Raw genomic sequence first — 14826 nt, forward strand, 5'->3', positions numbered from 1 at the left:
ATAAACCGGGGCCCTCGACTTATAATCCTAGTCGAGCGACGCTCGCCCCTAGTCACCGCCCCCGCCCCGCCCCCCCACCCCCCCCTTCAGTACTCCGGCCTGATCGGGCGAAATCGCCCCAGGATTCTTGTGCAGGCGGCTCGGCGCCGCCACGGTGGACGCGAGCGCTGTGCAAGGGGAGGTGCCTTCTCATGGCCAAGCACGCGGAAAACGTCGAGGGCGACGGGCACAAGGACACCTATGACCACGCCCAGACCAAGGACGTGAACGAGTCCGGCAGCGGAAAGCACGACAAGGACGACAAGTGACCGGTGCGGACGTCACGGCACCCAGTCAGGCACTGTTCGACGAGGTTCCGCGCGCCGCTTTCATCCCGGACACCATCTGGGTTCGCGACGGAGACGACTTCGTCGCGCTATCCAAGCACGACGAACCGGATCGGTGGGCCGAGGCGGTGGCCGCCGACGCGCCCGTGATCACGCAGGTCGATCTCGGCGAAGTCCGCCCTGGCGAGCGGGGGAGCTTCCCGTCCAGTTCGAGCAGCCAGCCCAGCATCGTCGCCGAAATGCTCGACGCACTCGATCCGCGGCCCGGTGATTCCGTACTGGAGATCGGCACCGGAACCGGGTGGAACGCGGCTCTCCTGCACCACCGCGTCGCTCCGGCGGGGCAGGTCACCACGATCGAAGTCGACCCCCGGCTCGCGGATGAAGCGCGCCGCGCGCTGGTGAACGCGGGGTACGACGGTCCGCGGGTGATCACCGGCGACGGGCTGGCCGGTTACCCCGATGGCGCCCCGTACGAGCGGATCATCTCCACCGCGGCGATCCGTGAGGTCGTGCCGGTCGCCTGGGCAAGTCAGCTACGGCCAGGAGGCCGTCTGGTCACCCCCTGGGGTACCGACTGGTCCAACGGCGTCATGCTGACCCTGGTCAAGGACGCCGACGGTGTCGGCACCGGCCGGTTCTCCGGGGACCTGGCGTTCATGCGCGTGCGCAGCCAGCGTCGCGCGCTCCACGCCTTCGAGCCCGATCCCGCCGACATCGCCGCCGCCGACGTATCCACCACCGACTGTCGCGGCAGCGACCTCGATCGGATGCTCAACCCCAAGAAGGGCCTGTTCGCCATCGGTGCTCGGTTGGCCGCGGCGAATCTGGTGACGGAGTGGGGCAAGTACGGTCGGCTGCACCACAACTTCGAGCTCGACGACCCCGATACCAGGTCGTGGGCGCGGCTGGACGCCAATCTCAACGATCCCGCGCCCTTCACGGTCCAGCAGCTCGGCCCCCGTCGACTGTGGGACGAGGTCGTGGCCGCGTATGACTGGTGGTACGAGAACGGGGAACCCGGTCTCGACCGGTTCGGCCTCACGGTCACGCCGGACGGTTCGCAGACGTTGTGGCTCGACGACCCGGCGCACATCGTTCGTACCTGGGAACACTGAGTTTTCGGACCGGGGAGCTGACGCACTGTCACTTCGAGAACGCGCTTTTCCTTGGCACATCGGGAAAAGCGCTTCTTCCGGCGGACTGCCCACTTACCCGCCCGAGCCCCACGAGCTCGACCGGCCGGGGTACCGTGGACGACGTGTTCCCTGAGCATCGACCCCGCAGGCTCCGTACGACCCCGGCCATGCGCCGGCTGGTCGGCGAGACGACGTTGCGGCCGCGTCAGCTGATCCTCCCGATGTTCGTGGCCGAGGGCGCCGACGCGCCGCGGCCGATCGCGAGCATGCCCGGCGTCGTCCAGCACACCCGTGATTCGCTGCGCAAGGCCGCCGTCGACGCGGTCAACGCCGGTGTCGGCGGGCTGATGCTGTTCGGCATCCCGAAGGTGCGCGACGCCGAGGGTTCCGGCGCGGTCGATCCGGACGGCATCCTCAACGTCGCGCTGCGCGACCTGCGGTCCGAGCTCGGCGACGCGACCGTGCTGATGGCCGACACCTGCCTCGACGAGTTCACCGACCACGGCCACTGCGGTGTCCTGGACGCCGACGGCACGGTCGACAACGACGCGACGCTGCGGGTGTACGCGGAGATGGCGGTCGCGCAGGCCGAAGCCGGGGCGCACGTGCTCGGGCCGAGCGGGATGATGGACGGCCAGATCGGCGTCATCCGCCGCGCGCTGGACGAGGTCGGGCACAGTTCGGCGGCGATCCTCGCCTACTCGGCGAAGTACGCGAGCGCGTTCTACGGGCCGTTCCGGGAGGCGGTGGACTCGCAGCTCAAGGGCGACCGCAAGACGTACCAGCAGGACAGCGGCAACGCGCGCGAGGCGCTGCGCGAGATCGAGCTGGACCTCGCCGAGGGCGCCGACATGGTCATGGTCAAGCCCGCACTGTCCTATTTGGACGTCGTGAAGGCGGCGGCGGAAATCTCGCCGGTGCCGGTCGCGGCGTACAACATCTCCGGCGAGTACGCGATGGTCGAGGCCGCGGCCGCGAACGGCTGGCTCGATCGCGAGCGCACCGTCCTCGAGGTGCTGACCTCGATCCGGCGTGCCGGCGCGGACCTGATCCTCACCTACTGGGCCGCCGAGGCCGCCGCCTGGCTGGACTGACCTCGCGCACGAGCTAGAGTCCTCGGGGTGGCCGACAAGGAGAACGAGACCGCCGACGACCTCGCCGGGCTGACCGACGACGAACGCCGGAAGCGGGGCCGCGCGCCCGATCCGGTGCTGCCGGGGCAGCAGACGCCGACGTACACGGTGCCGACGCCGGTCAACGTCTCGGTCGGCTTGTGGATCCTGTCGGGTCTGCTGCTGGTCGCCGGGCAGGTCGCGCTGCTGTTGCTCAAGCAGCAGCTGATCGACGCCATCGTCAAGACCACCAACGAGGCGAAGACATCGGGTCCGAAGCCGACTCCGGCGGATATCGCGGCAGGCACCACGACGCTCCTGTGGACGCTGTTCGTCGGTTCCCTGGTGTTCGCGCTGCTGGTCGCGTTGTTCGCCTACAAAGCGCGTCAGGGCACGCGGTCGGCTCGTTCGGTGCTGACCGGGCTGGCGATCTTCGAGGCCGTTTTCCAGCTCGCGTTCTTCCGGGACGGGCTCAGCCTGTTCATGCTGCTGAGCCTGCTGCTCGCGGTCATCGCGCTGGTCCTGATGTACTTGCCGAGCGTCGCGGCCTACTTCCCGAAGGTCGGCCGGAAGGTGGCGTGAGGCATGAGCGATGCTTGCGAGCGAATCATCGATGTCATGCGCCAAAAGGGATTGAACACAGTCTCGCGGAGCGAGTCGATCGCATGAGCGAGCGCGTGCTGTACCACGAACCCGGCGTCGGCTGGATCGCCGTGCTGTGGGGACCGCTGTTCGCCGTGCTCGGCTGGCTGTCCGAGCTGCTGCTCGGCGGGCCGGTGCACACCTTCGCGTGGATTCTGGTGGGGCTCGCGTTGTGCGCGATCACCGCGCCGTGGGTGTACGCCCGGCGTCGTTACCTTTCGCTCGAGGTCACCACCGCGGGCTACCGGCAGGGCCGGGAGACCGTCCCGGCAGCGGACATCGTCGCGGTCACCGACATCGGCGCTCCGGCGGGCGCGCGGGTGCTCGGCGGAGGCTGGGCAGTGCCGCGGAAGTACGACGAGCTGCCGGTCAAGCTCGCCGACGGCACGGTTGTCCTCGCCTGGGCGAAGGACGCGGAAGCCCTGCGCGACGCGTTGTCCCGCATCATCGGGACCCACGAAGACAAGGAAGACAGTGCCGACACCGACAGCGCCAACACCGGAGAGTCGTGAGAGGCTGCACACCGTGATCGAGCTGCCACAGCCCACCGGAGCGGAACTCTGGCCGCCGGAGGAGCCCGCGCCTGCCGCGCGGCTGAACAAGCCATGGCGTGCGCTGGTCGCCCTCGCCGAGGTGCTGCTGGCCGCGCTCGCCGTCTGGGGCGCGTTCGCGTGCTGGGACGCGGGCGTCGAGACGGTGACGACGACCGCCGGCGACGGCGCGGTCCTGGTGTCGCAGCGGTATTTCGGTCACCTGATCGCCGGTGCGATCGGGCTCGGCGCCCTCGCGTCGCTGCTGCTGGTGGACGCGGTTCGTCAGCTGTTGCTCGCGGTCCGTGCGCGGCACCGCGCGAAGGCCGATTGATTCACCCGATACACAGGTGCGGCACAGGAAACCCCTAGCTGGCTGATAACCGGTGCCCGCAGGGTTTCCGCATGACGCGGCGGCGCCCCACTCGGACGTGGGTCATCAACGGTGTACTGGTCGTGCTGCTCGGCGGCGCGGCTTTCGGGATATATCAGGCTTTCACGCCGTCGAGCGGCACCGCGCAGGCGCAGACGCGCACCACGCCGGCCCGGCTGGCGACGGTGACGCAGACGATTTCCGCCGCGGGCACGCTGGCCAGCAGCTACACGGGCGCGGCGAATTTCGGGACGTCCGGCAAGGTTTCCGCGATTTCGGTGAATGTCGGCGACGTCGTCACGGCCGGGCAGAAATTGGCCACCCTCGACAGCGCTCAGGCGAACAAGCAACTTCAGGTGGCGCAAGCGAATCTGGCCGCCGCGCAGGAAGCACTCACCGCGGGTGCGGCCGCTCCCGCCACGACGGGCGCCAAGGGATCCACCCAGACGTCCACGACGCAGAACAGCGTGACCGCCTTGCAGGCCAAAGTGGATCAAGCGCAGCTCGACGTCGACAACGCCCAGGCGGCCGTCAACGCGACCGTGCTCTACGCGCCGGGTGCGGGGACGGTCACCGCGATCAACGGCGCGGTGGGCCAGCAGACGGGTTCCTCGGGCAGCGGCCAGTCCTCTTCGTCCACCACGTCGGCCTCGGGGTCGGGTGGCACCGGACAGAACGGCCAGGGCGGGCAGAGCGGTCAGCAGTCGTCGAGCGCGAGTGCGTCGAGCAACGGGTTCATCGTCATCACCAACATGAGCGGGCTGGTCGTGAACACCTCGGTCGCCGAGATCGACGTCAGCAAGGTGAAGGCGGGCCAGAAGGCGACGGTGACGCTCAACGCCATGCCGGACAAGCCGATCCAGGCGAGCGTGACGAAGGTCGACCTCACCCCGACCACGAGCGGGAACGTCGTCTCCTACGGCGCGCAGCTGAGCATGAGCAGTCCGCCGGACGGGCTGCGGCCGGGCCAGTCGGCGAGCGTGGTGATCACCGTCGCCCAGGCGGACAACGCGTTGAGCGTGCCGGCGGCGGCGGTGCGGACGGTCGGGAACACGAACGTCGTCACGGTCCAGGCGAACGGGCAGAACGTGACGCGGCAGGTGCAGCTCGGCATCCGTGGCGAGTCGACCGTGCAGATCACCTCCGGGCTGAACGAGGGCGACAACGTCGTGCTCACCGCGGCCGCGCCCAGCGCGACGACCGGCAACGGCAACCAGCGCGGCGGCACCGGCGGATTCCCCGGCACCGGTGGCCAGGGCAATGGTGGCCAGCGCGGGTTCGGTGGCGGGGGACGCGGATGAAGCCGGTGATCGCGGTCTCCGGGCTGCGGAAGACCTACGGCGGCGGGGAAACCGCGGTGCACGCCTTGCGCGGTGTCGACCTCGTCGTCCGGCCGGGGGAGTACGTCGCGATCATGGGCGCGTCCGGCTCCGGGAAGTCGACGCTGCTGAACATGCTGGGCTGCCTCGACGTGCCGACCGCGGGGAAGTACCTGCTCGACGGATTCAGCGTCGCCGACCTCAACGAACGTCAGCTCGCCTTGCTGCGCAACAGGAAGATCGGTTTCATCTTCCAGTCCTTCAATCTGGTCCCGCGAACTTCCGCGTTGTCCAATGTGGAATTACCACTTGTCTACAGTGGACTCCGGAGGGCGGCACGGCGGCGCAGGGCGCTGGCGGCACTGGAGATGGTGGGGCTGACCGAGCGCGCACGGCATCTGCCCAGTGAGCTTTCCGGTGGGCAGCAACAACGTGTCGCGGTGGCGAGGGCGCTGGTGACCGGTCCGGCGCTGCTGCTGGCCGACGAGCCGACCGGGAACCTCGACCGGGCCAGCACCGCGGACGTGCTCGGCGTGTTCGACCGGCTCAACGCGCAGGGCCGGACCGTCGTGGTGATCACGCACGAGGACGAGGTGGCCGCGCACGCGCACCGCGTCGTCCGTGTCGATGACGGGCTGATCGTCGCCGACGAAACTCGCCGTGCGGTGGGAGCGCTGTCGTGAACCTGCTGGAGATCCTGCGGTTCGCGGTGCGCGGGCTGACCGCGAACAAGCTGCGTTCCGCGCTGACGACGCTCGGCATCACGATCGGGGTGGCGGCGGTGATCCTGCTCGTCGCGGTCGGCAACGGCGCGTCGGCGGCGATCGCGGCGAGCATCCAGGGGCTGGGCACGAACGTGGTCAACGTGTCCCCGCTGCGGGGCGGCCAGGGCGCGGGTGCGCGGCCGTTGACGGTGCAGGACGCGCACGCGCTGGTGGATCCGGTCGGCGCGCCGGACGTCAAGGCCGCGTCGCCGGTGGTGAACACGACGGCGACCGCGACCTACGGCCAGACCTCGTACTCGATCCCGACCGTGGCCGGCACCGAACCGGCGTACTTCACGACGACGAACCGGGCGATCGCCGACGGCGCGTTGTTCACCGACGAGGACGTCGCGTCGGCACGCAAGGTCGTCGTGCTGGGTCCGACGACCGCGCAGTCGCTGTTCGGGACCGCCGACGCCGCGGTGGGGAAGAACGTGCTGCTGAACAGCATCCAGTTCACCGTGCTCGGGGTGTTGCAGGCCAAGGGAAGCACCGGCTTGCAGAACGCCGACGACGTCGCCGTCGCGCCGCTGAGCGCGGTGCAGAACTCGCTGAGCGGTTACGGAAGCCTGAACCAGATCGCCGTCCAAGCGGGTTCGGCGGACTCGGTGGCGCTGGCGCAGGCGGAGATCACCGCGATCCTCGACGCGCGGCACGGGATCCGCGCGGGCGCGACGCCGGACTACCAGATCCAGAACTCCGAACAGCTGCTGGCGACCCGCACCTCGGCGACCCAGACCTTCACCGTGCTGCTGGCGGCTGTCGCGGCGATTTCGTTGCTGGTCGGGGGAATCGGCGTCACGAACATCATGCTGGTGACGGTGACCGAGCGGATCCGCGAGATCGGGATCCGCAAGGCGATCGGGGCGCCGCGGTCGGCGATCCTCGGCCAGTTCCTCGCCGAGGCCACGATGCTGAGCCTCTTCGGCGGCCTGCTCGGGGTCGTGATCGGCGTCGTCGGCAGCCAGTTCACCGTCGCCGGGATCACCCCGGTGGTGGTGCCGTCCTCGATCGCGCTCGCCTTCGCGGTTTCCGCGCTGATCGGCCTGTTCTTCGGCAGTTTCCCGGCGAACCGGGCCGCGAAACTGCGCCCCATCGACGCCTTGCGGCACGAGTAGGAGTTCCTCGCGATGTCTTCGTCCACTACTTCTGATCGGCCCGCCGAGGAACCGACGGCCGAACTCCCGCCCGTGTCACCGGAATCGGTCGTCGCCGCCCCCGCCGTCGAAGGCGATCTCGACCGGGAACTCAAGCGAGTGGCGACGCCGTTCGGGAAGCCGACGCTGATCCTGGCCGCGCTACTGGTGTTCGCGCTCGCCTTCGGCGCCGGGGCGTGGACCCACGCCGCTTTCCGCCCGGGATCGAGCGCGTCCTCCGGCTCCGGCGGCGATACACGCGGCCAAGGACAGCGACAGGGTCAGAACGGCACCGGCGGCCAGGGCGCCGGGAACCCGGGCGGCACCCGCGGCGCGGGCGGCCGCGGCACCGCGGGCACGATCGAGAAAATCGATGGGAGCACCCTCACCCTGAAAACCGCTCAGGGCAATGAAATCACCGTGTCCACAACGGACTCCACCACGATCGGCCTCACCCAGCCCGGCAAACTCGCCGACCTGAAACCGGGCGCCACCGTGACCGTGCAGGGCCAGCCCGACTCGTCCGGCACCGTGACCGCCCAAGCCATCACCCAGCAACCCCCACGCTGACCACTCCCCACCGACCCCCATCCCCCACCCGCCCTATGGGGGGCGTCCCTGCAACATTCTATCGCGGGGGTACGACGAAAACCGGGTCCCGGGAAATCTGTGGACAGCCGAGGAAGTTGTGGACAACTCGGGGCGCGGCTTGGCCTGGGTTGCGTCCCGAGTTGCTCGGACGTCCCTGCCACGCCGGGCGCCGCGCGTCCGTTGTCGCGAACGCTCCGTTGCGGACGTTGGACGTCTCGAACGACGCGTTCGGGACGCCCGGTCCAGCGCTCCCGCCGTGCCGCGTTCGTCCTTTGTGGACTTTGACGTGGTGAAGGGAACTTCCAGGGCGCTCAGCGCTGTAAAGGGGGCCTTCACGGCGTTCGGCACACCTCGCAGCGCGCGGCTCACGGGCCGGGTAGTGGCGAGGAAGAAGAGGCGAGACCGTGGCTGAGCGGCGTGGTGAGGTGTGACAAGGGCGTCCCTCGGTGCGTCGGATGCAACGGGGGCGTCCCTCGGTGCGGTGAACGCACCCAGGGCGTCCCTCGGCACTCGTCGCCCCCAAGAGCACCCGAACCGCATCCGAGCCACGGGAGTCAGTTCAGTACCACCACCGCGGAATTCAACGCCGTCGCGTACAACAGCCAGCCCACATAGGGCACCAGCAGCCCCGCCGCCAGCCGTGACCGGCGCGCGAAGAGCACGATGGTCACGAGCACCACGAAATCCAGTGCCACGATGTCGAGCAGCGCGAGCATCGTCGAACGTCCCGCGAAGAACAGCGGCGTCCACAGGAGGTTCAGCAGCAGCCCGATGCCGTAGGCCGAGTACGCGCTGGTCTCCCCATCCGTGCGCCAGTACCACCAGCCCGCGACCGCGATCAGCAGGTACATCACCGTCCACATCGGACCGAAGAGCTCGGCGGGCGGGGCCCACTCCGGCTGGTTCAGGCGGGCGTAGATCTCCCGCGCCGACGTCGCGGCCAGCGCGCCGACCAGGCCCACCACGGCGACCACCGCGACGAACCCGAGTAGCGCCAGCCACGGATTGTGCCGCGGTGTGGTCGTGGTCACCGGCATACGCCGATCCTAAGGGCAGGGGAAAGAAAGGGGAAAGAAGCAGGTGGCGGGGGCCGCGGGGACGTTCCTGCGGGGTTTGCGAGACTGGACGGGTGACTTCTGGAACCGAGCAGTCCAAGGCATGGTTCGCCCGCGCGAAGGCGGCGGTCCCGGGCGGGGTGAACTCGCCGGTCCGCGCGTTCAACTCCGTCGGCGGCACCCCGCGGTTCATGGTCAAGGGCCAGGGGCCCTATCTGTGGGACGTCGACGGCAACCGCTACGTCGACCTGGTGTCCTCGTGGGGGCCGATGATCCTCGGCCACGCCCACCCCGGAGTCGTCGAGGCCGCTCGCGGCGCCGCCACCAGCGGCTTGAGCTTCGGCACCCCGACGCTGGGCGAGGTCGAACTCGCCGAGGAGATCATCACCCGGGTCGCCCCGGTCGAGCGGGTCCGGCTGGTCAACTCCGGCACCGAGGCGACGATGAGCGCGATCCGGCTGGCGCGCGGCTTCACCGGCCGGTCGAAGATCATCAAGTTCGCCGGCTGTTACCACGGTCACGTCGACGCGCTGCTCGCCGAAGCCGGTTCCGGCGTGGCCACGCTCGGTCTCCCGACGTCGCCGGGCGTCACCGGCGCACAGGCCGCGGACACCCTCGTGCTGCCCTACAACGACCTCGACGCCGTCCGGAAGTCCTTTGTGGACAACCCGGATTCGATCGCGGCGGTGATCACCGAGGCGGCGGCGGGCAACATGGGCGCGATCGCGCCGGACGACGGCTTCAACGCCGGCCTGCGCGACCTCGCCCACGAGCACGGCGCGCTGCTCATCATGGACGAGGTGATGACGGGCTTCCGCGTTTCGCGCTCGGGCTGGTACGGGCTCGAGGGGGTCGCCGGTGACCTCTACACCTTCGGCAAGGTCATGTCCGGCGGGCTGCCCGCCGCGGCGTTCGGCGGCCGTGCCGACGTGATGGCGAAGCTCGCGCCCGGTGGTCCGGTCTATCAGGCGGGGACGCTGTCCGGGAACCCGGTCGCGGTGGCCGCCGGGCTGGCGACGCTGCGCGCGGCCGACGACGCGGTGTACGCGGCACTGGACACGAATGCGAAGCGGCTCGGCGGCCTGTTCGGCGCCGCGCTGAGCGAAGCGGGCGTCGCGCATTCCGTGCAGTACGCGGGCAACCTGGTCAGCGTGTTCTTCAGCGAGACGCCGGTGCGTGACTACCCGGGCGCGCAGGCCGCCGAGACCTGGCGTTTCCCGGCGTTCTTCCACGCGCTGCTCGAAGCCGGGGTGTATCCGCCGCCGAGCGCCTTCGAGGCGTGGTTCGTCAACGCCGCCATGGACGACGAGGCGTTCGCGGTGATCGAGGCCGCCCTGCCTGGCGCGGCTCGCGCGGCCGCCGAGGCGGTACAGCCGTGACGAAGACGATCGTGCACCTGCTGCGCCACGGTGAAGTCCACAATCCCGAGAAGGTCCTGTACGGCCGCCTGCCCGGTTACCGGCTTTCCGACCGTGGCCAGCAGCAGGCACTGACCGTCGCGGAGTCGGTCGCGGGGCACGACCTCACCTACGTTGTGGCGTCGCCGCTGCAGCGCGCGCAGGAGACCGCGGCGCCGATCGCGGCGGCGCATCGCCTCGACGTCGCCACCGACGAGCGGCTGATCGAGGCGGCGAACCAGTTCGAGGGCGAGCGGGTCGCCGTCGGGGACGGCGCGCTGCGCCAGCCGAAGCACTGGCCGAAGCTGCGCGATCCGTTCACGCCGTCCTGGGGTGAGCCGTATGTGCTGATCGCGCATCGCATGCTCGGCGCCGTCTACCGCGCGGCCGAAGCGGCCGAGGGGCATGAGGCGTTGTGCGTTTCGCACCAGCTGCCGATCTGGACGTTGCGGCGGTTCCTCGAGGCGAAGCGGCTGTGGCACGACCCGCGCAAGCGGCAGTGTTCGCTCGCGTCGCTGACCAGCCTGGTCTTCGACGATGGGGAGCTGCGCGAGATCGTCTACAGTGAACCCGCCGGCGCGACCGATCCGAAGGTGACGGGCGCGTGAAGCGGCGGCTGGGCGCACTCGTGCTGAGCGCGGCGTTGCTGGTCGCGGGGTGTTCGACCGGCAAGGACGCGGTCGTCCAGGGCAGCAGTTTCACCTTCGTTTCCCCCGGCGGCAAACTCGACATCACCTACGACCTCCCCCAGCGGCAGACCGCGCCCGTGCTGGCGGGGGACGATCTGATGAACGAGGGCAAACAGCTGTCTCTCGCGGACTTCCCCGGCAAGATCATCGTGCTGAATCTCTGGGGCCAGTGGTGTGGTCCGTGCCGGGCGGAGGCGCCGGAGCTGGAAAAGCTGGCCGAGCAGGCGCGGCCGTTCGGGACCCAGCTCGTCGGGCTCGACGTGCGGGACCCGTCGCGGCAGGCCGCGCAGGATTTCGTGCGGGACCGGAAACTGACGTATCCGTCGATCTATGACCCGCCCGGACGCACCCTGTTGCAGCTTTCGGGCTATCCGCGCAACATCATCCCCTCGACGCTCGTACTGGACAAACACCATCGGGTCGCGGCGGTTTTCCTCCGTCAGGTGCTCGCGAGCGACCTGCTTCCGGTGGTGCAAAGCCTGGCCGCCGAGCCCTCCTGACCTGCGGAAACGCGAGATCCAGTAACCGGAACGCGGGCCCCCGTCACTCCAATGGACCATTGACGGGGGTCTTGCTCACCTGCTTGGCTGGGAATCGGAGAATTAGAAACGCGTTTGTTCCGGCCGAACCTGACGGATGATTTCGCCGGAATCGCGCTGCTCCATCGTATTCACTGCTGACACGACTGTGCTTTCTTTCGATGCGAGGAGTCGTCGTGCTGACGAGCGATACCGCGTTCAATGCCGCCAAAGCCGATTTCAATGACGTGTACAACCGGCCGGATCCGCGAGACTACTTCGCGGCCATGGAAAGAGTCGGCTACCGGCTGCCGGAGAATGTCACGCCGTTGTTTCTGCGGGTGATCAAGGCGATGCGAAGAGTGCGAGGGTCCGCTCCGCTCACTATCCTCGACGTCGGCTGCTCGTACGGGATCAATGGTGCGCTGTTGAACTACGAGTTGACTCTGGATGACCTTTACGGGCGCGGTGAGCAGCGGGAAGGTGACGCGGCGCAGGAGCCGTCCGAGGTCGACAGGAAGTTCTTCGCCACGCGGAAAACGCCGTCCGGGCATCGGATTCACGGAGTCGACATAGCCACTTACGCGGTCGAGTACGCGACGAACTCCGGGCTGATCGATCGCGGTGTGGCCCTCGATCTGGAGGCGGAGGAATCGCCGGAACTGCCCGCCGGATTGGCGGACGTCGATCTGATCATTTCGACCGGCTGTGTGGGATATGTCACCGTGAGAACGTTTTCCCGATTGCTGGAGGCGAATACCGGAAGGCCGCCGTGGATCGCGACCTCCGCGTTGCGAACCCTCGACTATTCCTCGTTCGAACGCTGTTTCGGCGAACGGGGGTACGTGACGACGAGTTCGACGCGCCCAGTGAAACAACGCGAAATCGCGAGTGCAACGGAACGTGCACAGACACTGTCGAATCTGGCGGCGCTCGGTAAAGATCCCGCGGGATTCGAGAGCGAGGGCGCGCTCTACGCCGATTGCCACGTCTCCGTGCCCGGCGAGGAGGCCGGATCGGTGACGCGCGAGGAGTTGTTCGGCTGACCCGGGACCATCGGCTCAGCGAGTGGTGCGGACGGCGAGACCGTCCACCACGACGGACAGGCCCGTCGTGAACGCGGTGTCCCGCAGCGCGCGGGGCACCGACGTCCGGCGGGCCTGTTCCTCGATGGTGAACCCGTTGACGTAACTCGTCACGACGTCCGCGCAGGCTTCCGCGTCCGGTCCGGGCATCCCGGCGGCGCCGAGCGCGCCGATGAGCTGTCCGATGAACTCGAGGGCGACGGGCCCGGGGGCACTCATGGTCGCGATGACCCTGGCGCCGTCGGGATGAGCCAGCATCGCATCGCGGTGTGCGTGCGCGAAGCAGATCACGTCGTCCTGCCAGGCCTCGATAGGGCAGACGGCCTTGGCTCTCGCGACGCCCGCCATGGCGTCGGCGAGTATGCGTTCCGCGATCGCGTCCAGCAGGGCCTGCTTGTTCGCGTAGTGCCAGTAGAGCGCGCCGACACGGACGCCGAGGCGGTCGGCCAGCTTGCGGGTCGACAGCTCGTCCAGTCCCGTTTCGTCGAGCAGGGCCACCGCGGCGTCGAGCACCGTGGCCGGGTTCAGCGGCATCCACCCCTCCGATCTTCGGTGCCCAGTTCATCACGCCTGGCGAATTGAGCACTGTTCAAGTAACTTGAGCAGTGTTCAATTGAGCGGTGTTCAGGAGGGTGTCGTGAAGGTGACGGTGATCGGGGCGGGACTCGGCGGGCTGTGCCTGGCGCAGGGATTGCGCGGCGCGGGCGTGGAGGTCGAGGTGTACGAACGCGACCGGGATGTGCACGGCCGGTTCCAGGGGTATCGGATCGGGCTGGGCGACCTGGGGCTCGACGCGCTGCGCGCCTGTCTCCCCGAACGGCTGCACGGGCTGCTCGACGCGACGACCGGCTCCCTCAGCGGGAGCAGGGAGAACTACGGGCCGGGGCTGGAGTTCGCCGGGTCGCGCCCGCCGATGACGGCGACCGCGGTCGATCGGCAGGTGCTGCGGCAGTTGCTGCTCACCGGCGTCGACGTCCGGTTCGGCAAGCGGCTCAGCGCCCATCAGGTGCTTGACGACGGCCGGGTGCGGGCCGTGTTCGCCGACGGTTCGGCCACCGAGGCCGATCTGCTCGTCGGCGCCGACGGCATCAACTCGGCGGTGCGTGCACAGCTCAGCCCGGACGTGCGGCCCGAGGACACCGGCGTCCGGTGTGTCATCGGGCGCACCCCGCTCACCGACCGGTTCGCCGCGCTGGTGCCGGGTTTCGGCGCCGGGGTCAGCGACGGCGAGGTGATGCTGATGATCGGCCTGATGCGGTTCCGGCGTCCGCCGCGGGAGGCGGGCGCGGAGCTGGGCGTGACGCTGCCGGACGTCGGCGACTACGCCCGCTGGGTGCTCATGCCGGCACCGGAGCAGGAGGAGCTGTCGCCACGGGACACCGTGCTCGCCGCGATCGAGGGCTGGCATCCCGATGTGCGGGCACTTGTCGAGGCCGCGGACCCGGAACACACGTCGTGGCTTTCGATCCGCGTGGTCCGCCCCGGCGCGCGCTGGCCGCTCGGGCCGGTGACGCTGCTGGGGGACGCCATCCACGCGACCTCGCCCAGCGGCGGCAACGGTGCGAACACCGCCCTGTACGACGCGCGGCGGCTGCGAGACCTGCTGGCGGAGCCCGGCGTGAACCTGCTCGACGCCGTCGACACCTACGAGACGGCGATGTTCTCCTACGGTGCCCAAGCCGTCGAGCACAGCGTGGCCGCGCTCGACCAGTTCCTGCCCGGCCGCCGCGCCGCCTGACTCCCCTGCTTACCCCGGCGGTCACACCATCCGAGAGGCATTCCCCCACCCTCCCGGGGGCACCCCTGCAACCAGCATATCGGTGTTGACCTGCGAATATGGGGCTTGCGGTGAATCTGTGGACAGCCGGAGCGGTTGTGGACAACCCGGAGGCGCCGCGCCGCCGGGGGAGGTGTTAGCAAAGGTCCCTTGCTCCCGGCCCGGGGTGGCTCATGCGCCCGAATGTGGCATCGGGTGCATTGGACGCACCCAACGCCACATTGGGGTTTCTCGGTGAGGCTGGGGGTGTGGGTTCGCTGGGGTGTTTTCTCGAGGTGGTCGGGTGACGCTGGGGCCGATGGGGCTGCTGGGGCGGCCTTGCGGCGGTGCCGGTGTCCCGAACGCTCCGTTGGGGACGGTGAACGTCCCGAAC

The 14826-nt window shown here is 69.2% G+C and carries 16 protein-coding genes; 14 read left to right on the plus strand and 2 right to left on the minus strand.

Going from position 1 to position 14826, the window contains the following annotated elements; all coding sequences use genetic code 11:
- Positions 1–304: 304 nt before the first annotated feature.
- From ACFWX1_RS44605 to ACFWX1_RS44645, 9 genes are all read left to right on the plus strand, one after another.
- Positions 305–1444: an rRNA adenine N-6-methyltransferase family protein gene (locus ACFWX1_RS44605; RefSeq protein WP_378395987.1), complete on the plus strand. Its 1140-nt coding sequence runs from the start codon at positions 305–307 to the stop codon at positions 1442–1444.
- 143 nt (positions 1445–1587) lie between these two features.
- Entirely contained in the window at positions 1588–2559 is a 972-nt protein-coding gene (gene hemB, locus ACFWX1_RS44610) for a porphobilinogen synthase (protein ID WP_378395988.1), read from the plus strand.
- 27 nt (positions 2560–2586) lie between these two features.
- Positions 2587–3159: a hypothetical protein gene (locus ACFWX1_RS44615; RefSeq protein WP_378395989.1), complete on the plus strand. Its 573-nt coding sequence runs from the start codon at positions 2587–2589 to the stop codon at positions 3157–3159.
- 83 nt (positions 3160–3242) lie between these two features.
- Positions 3243–3731 carry a hypothetical protein gene (locus ACFWX1_RS44620; RefSeq protein ID WP_378395990.1) on the plus strand — a complete coding sequence of 163 codons (489 nt, stop codon included), beginning with the start codon at positions 3243–3245 and terminating at the stop codon, positions 3729–3731.
- 13 nt (positions 3732–3744) lie between these two features.
- Positions 3745–4083, plus strand: coding sequence for a hypothetical protein (locus tag ACFWX1_RS44625; protein WP_378395991.1), 339 nt, complete (start codon positions 3745–3747; stop codon positions 4081–4083).
- A gap of 71 nt (positions 4084–4154) precedes the next feature.
- Complete coding sequence (locus ACFWX1_RS44630) at positions 4155–5423, plus strand: efflux RND transporter periplasmic adaptor subunit (RefSeq protein ID WP_378395992.1); 1269 nt, start codon at positions 4155–4157, stop codon at positions 5421–5423.
- The gene (locus ACFWX1_RS44635) at positions 5420–6124 is read left to right on the plus strand and encodes an ABC transporter ATP-binding protein (RefSeq protein WP_378395993.1); all 705 of its coding nucleotides are present in this window, start codon (positions 5420–5422) and stop codon (positions 6122–6124) included. The genes ACFWX1_RS44630 and ACFWX1_RS44635 overlap by 4 nt, the downstream gene beginning before the upstream one ends.
- On the plus strand, positions 6121–7323 hold the full coding sequence (locus ACFWX1_RS44640; RefSeq protein ID WP_378395995.1) for an ABC transporter permease: 1203 nt from the start codon (positions 6121–6123) through the stop codon (positions 7321–7323). Before ACFWX1_RS44635 ends, ACFWX1_RS44640 begins: the two co-directional genes overlap by 4 nt.
- A gap of 12 nt (positions 7324–7335) precedes the next feature.
- Complete coding sequence (locus tag ACFWX1_RS44645; RefSeq protein ID WP_378395996.1) at positions 7336–7911, plus strand: DUF5666 domain-containing protein; 576 nt, start codon at positions 7336–7338, stop codon at positions 7909–7911.
- Between the two features lie 575 nt (positions 7912–8486).
- Here the strand turns inward: ACFWX1_RS44645 and ACFWX1_RS44650 are convergent.
- Positions 8487–8969: a TspO/MBR family protein gene (locus tag ACFWX1_RS44650; RefSeq protein WP_378395997.1), complete on the minus strand. Its 483-nt coding sequence runs from the start codon at positions 8967–8969 to the stop codon at positions 8487–8489.
- 92 nt (positions 8970–9061) lie between these two features.
- Here ACFWX1_RS44650 and hemL point away from each other — a divergent pair, with 92 nt between their 5' ends.
- The 4 genes from hemL to ACFWX1_RS44670 all read left to right on the plus strand — a co-directional run bounded on the left by hemL (position 9062) and on the right by ACFWX1_RS44670 (position 12637).
- On the plus strand, positions 9062–10366 hold the full coding sequence (gene hemL / locus ACFWX1_RS44655) for a glutamate-1-semialdehyde 2,1-aminomutase (RefSeq protein ID WP_378395998.1): 1305 nt from the start codon (positions 9062–9064) through the stop codon (positions 10364–10366).
- On the plus strand, positions 10363–10992 hold the full coding sequence (locus ACFWX1_RS44660; protein ID WP_378395999.1) for a histidine phosphatase family protein: 630 nt from the start codon (positions 10363–10365) through the stop codon (positions 10990–10992). The genes hemL and ACFWX1_RS44660 overlap by 4 nt, the downstream gene beginning before the upstream one ends.
- Positions 10989–11573 (plus strand): redoxin domain-containing protein, encoded by a 585-nt coding sequence (locus ACFWX1_RS44665; protein ID WP_378396000.1) that lies wholly within the window; start codon positions 10989–10991, stop codon positions 11571–11573. Before ACFWX1_RS44660 ends, ACFWX1_RS44665 begins: the two co-directional genes overlap by 4 nt.
- A gap of 215 nt (positions 11574–11788) precedes the next feature.
- Positions 11789–12637 carry a hypothetical protein gene (locus ACFWX1_RS44670; RefSeq protein ID WP_378396001.1) on the plus strand — a complete coding sequence of 283 codons (849 nt, stop codon included), beginning with the start codon at positions 11789–11791 and terminating at the stop codon, positions 12635–12637.
- Positions 12638–12652: 15 nt separating this feature from the next.
- On the opposite strand, the gene ACFWX1_RS44675 is transcribed toward ACFWX1_RS44670, so the two are convergent.
- Positions 12653–13210, minus strand: coding sequence for a TetR/AcrR family transcriptional regulator C-terminal domain-containing protein (locus ACFWX1_RS44675; protein WP_378396002.1), 558 nt, complete (start codon positions 13208–13210; stop codon positions 12653–12655).
- Positions 13211–13313: 103 nt separating this feature from the next.
- Here ACFWX1_RS44675 and ACFWX1_RS44680 point away from each other — a divergent pair, with 103 nt between their 5' ends.
- Positions 13314–14414, plus strand: a complete 1101-nt coding sequence (locus ACFWX1_RS44680) for an FAD-dependent oxidoreductase (protein ID WP_378396003.1) — start codon at positions 13314–13316, stop codon at positions 14412–14414.
- Positions 14415–14826: the final 412 nt, after the last annotated feature.

The sequence above is a fragment of the Amycolatopsis sp. NPDC059021 genome (assembly GCF_042739895.1).
Lineage (GTDB): Bacteria > Actinomycetota > Actinomycetes > Mycobacteriales > Pseudonocardiaceae > Amycolatopsis.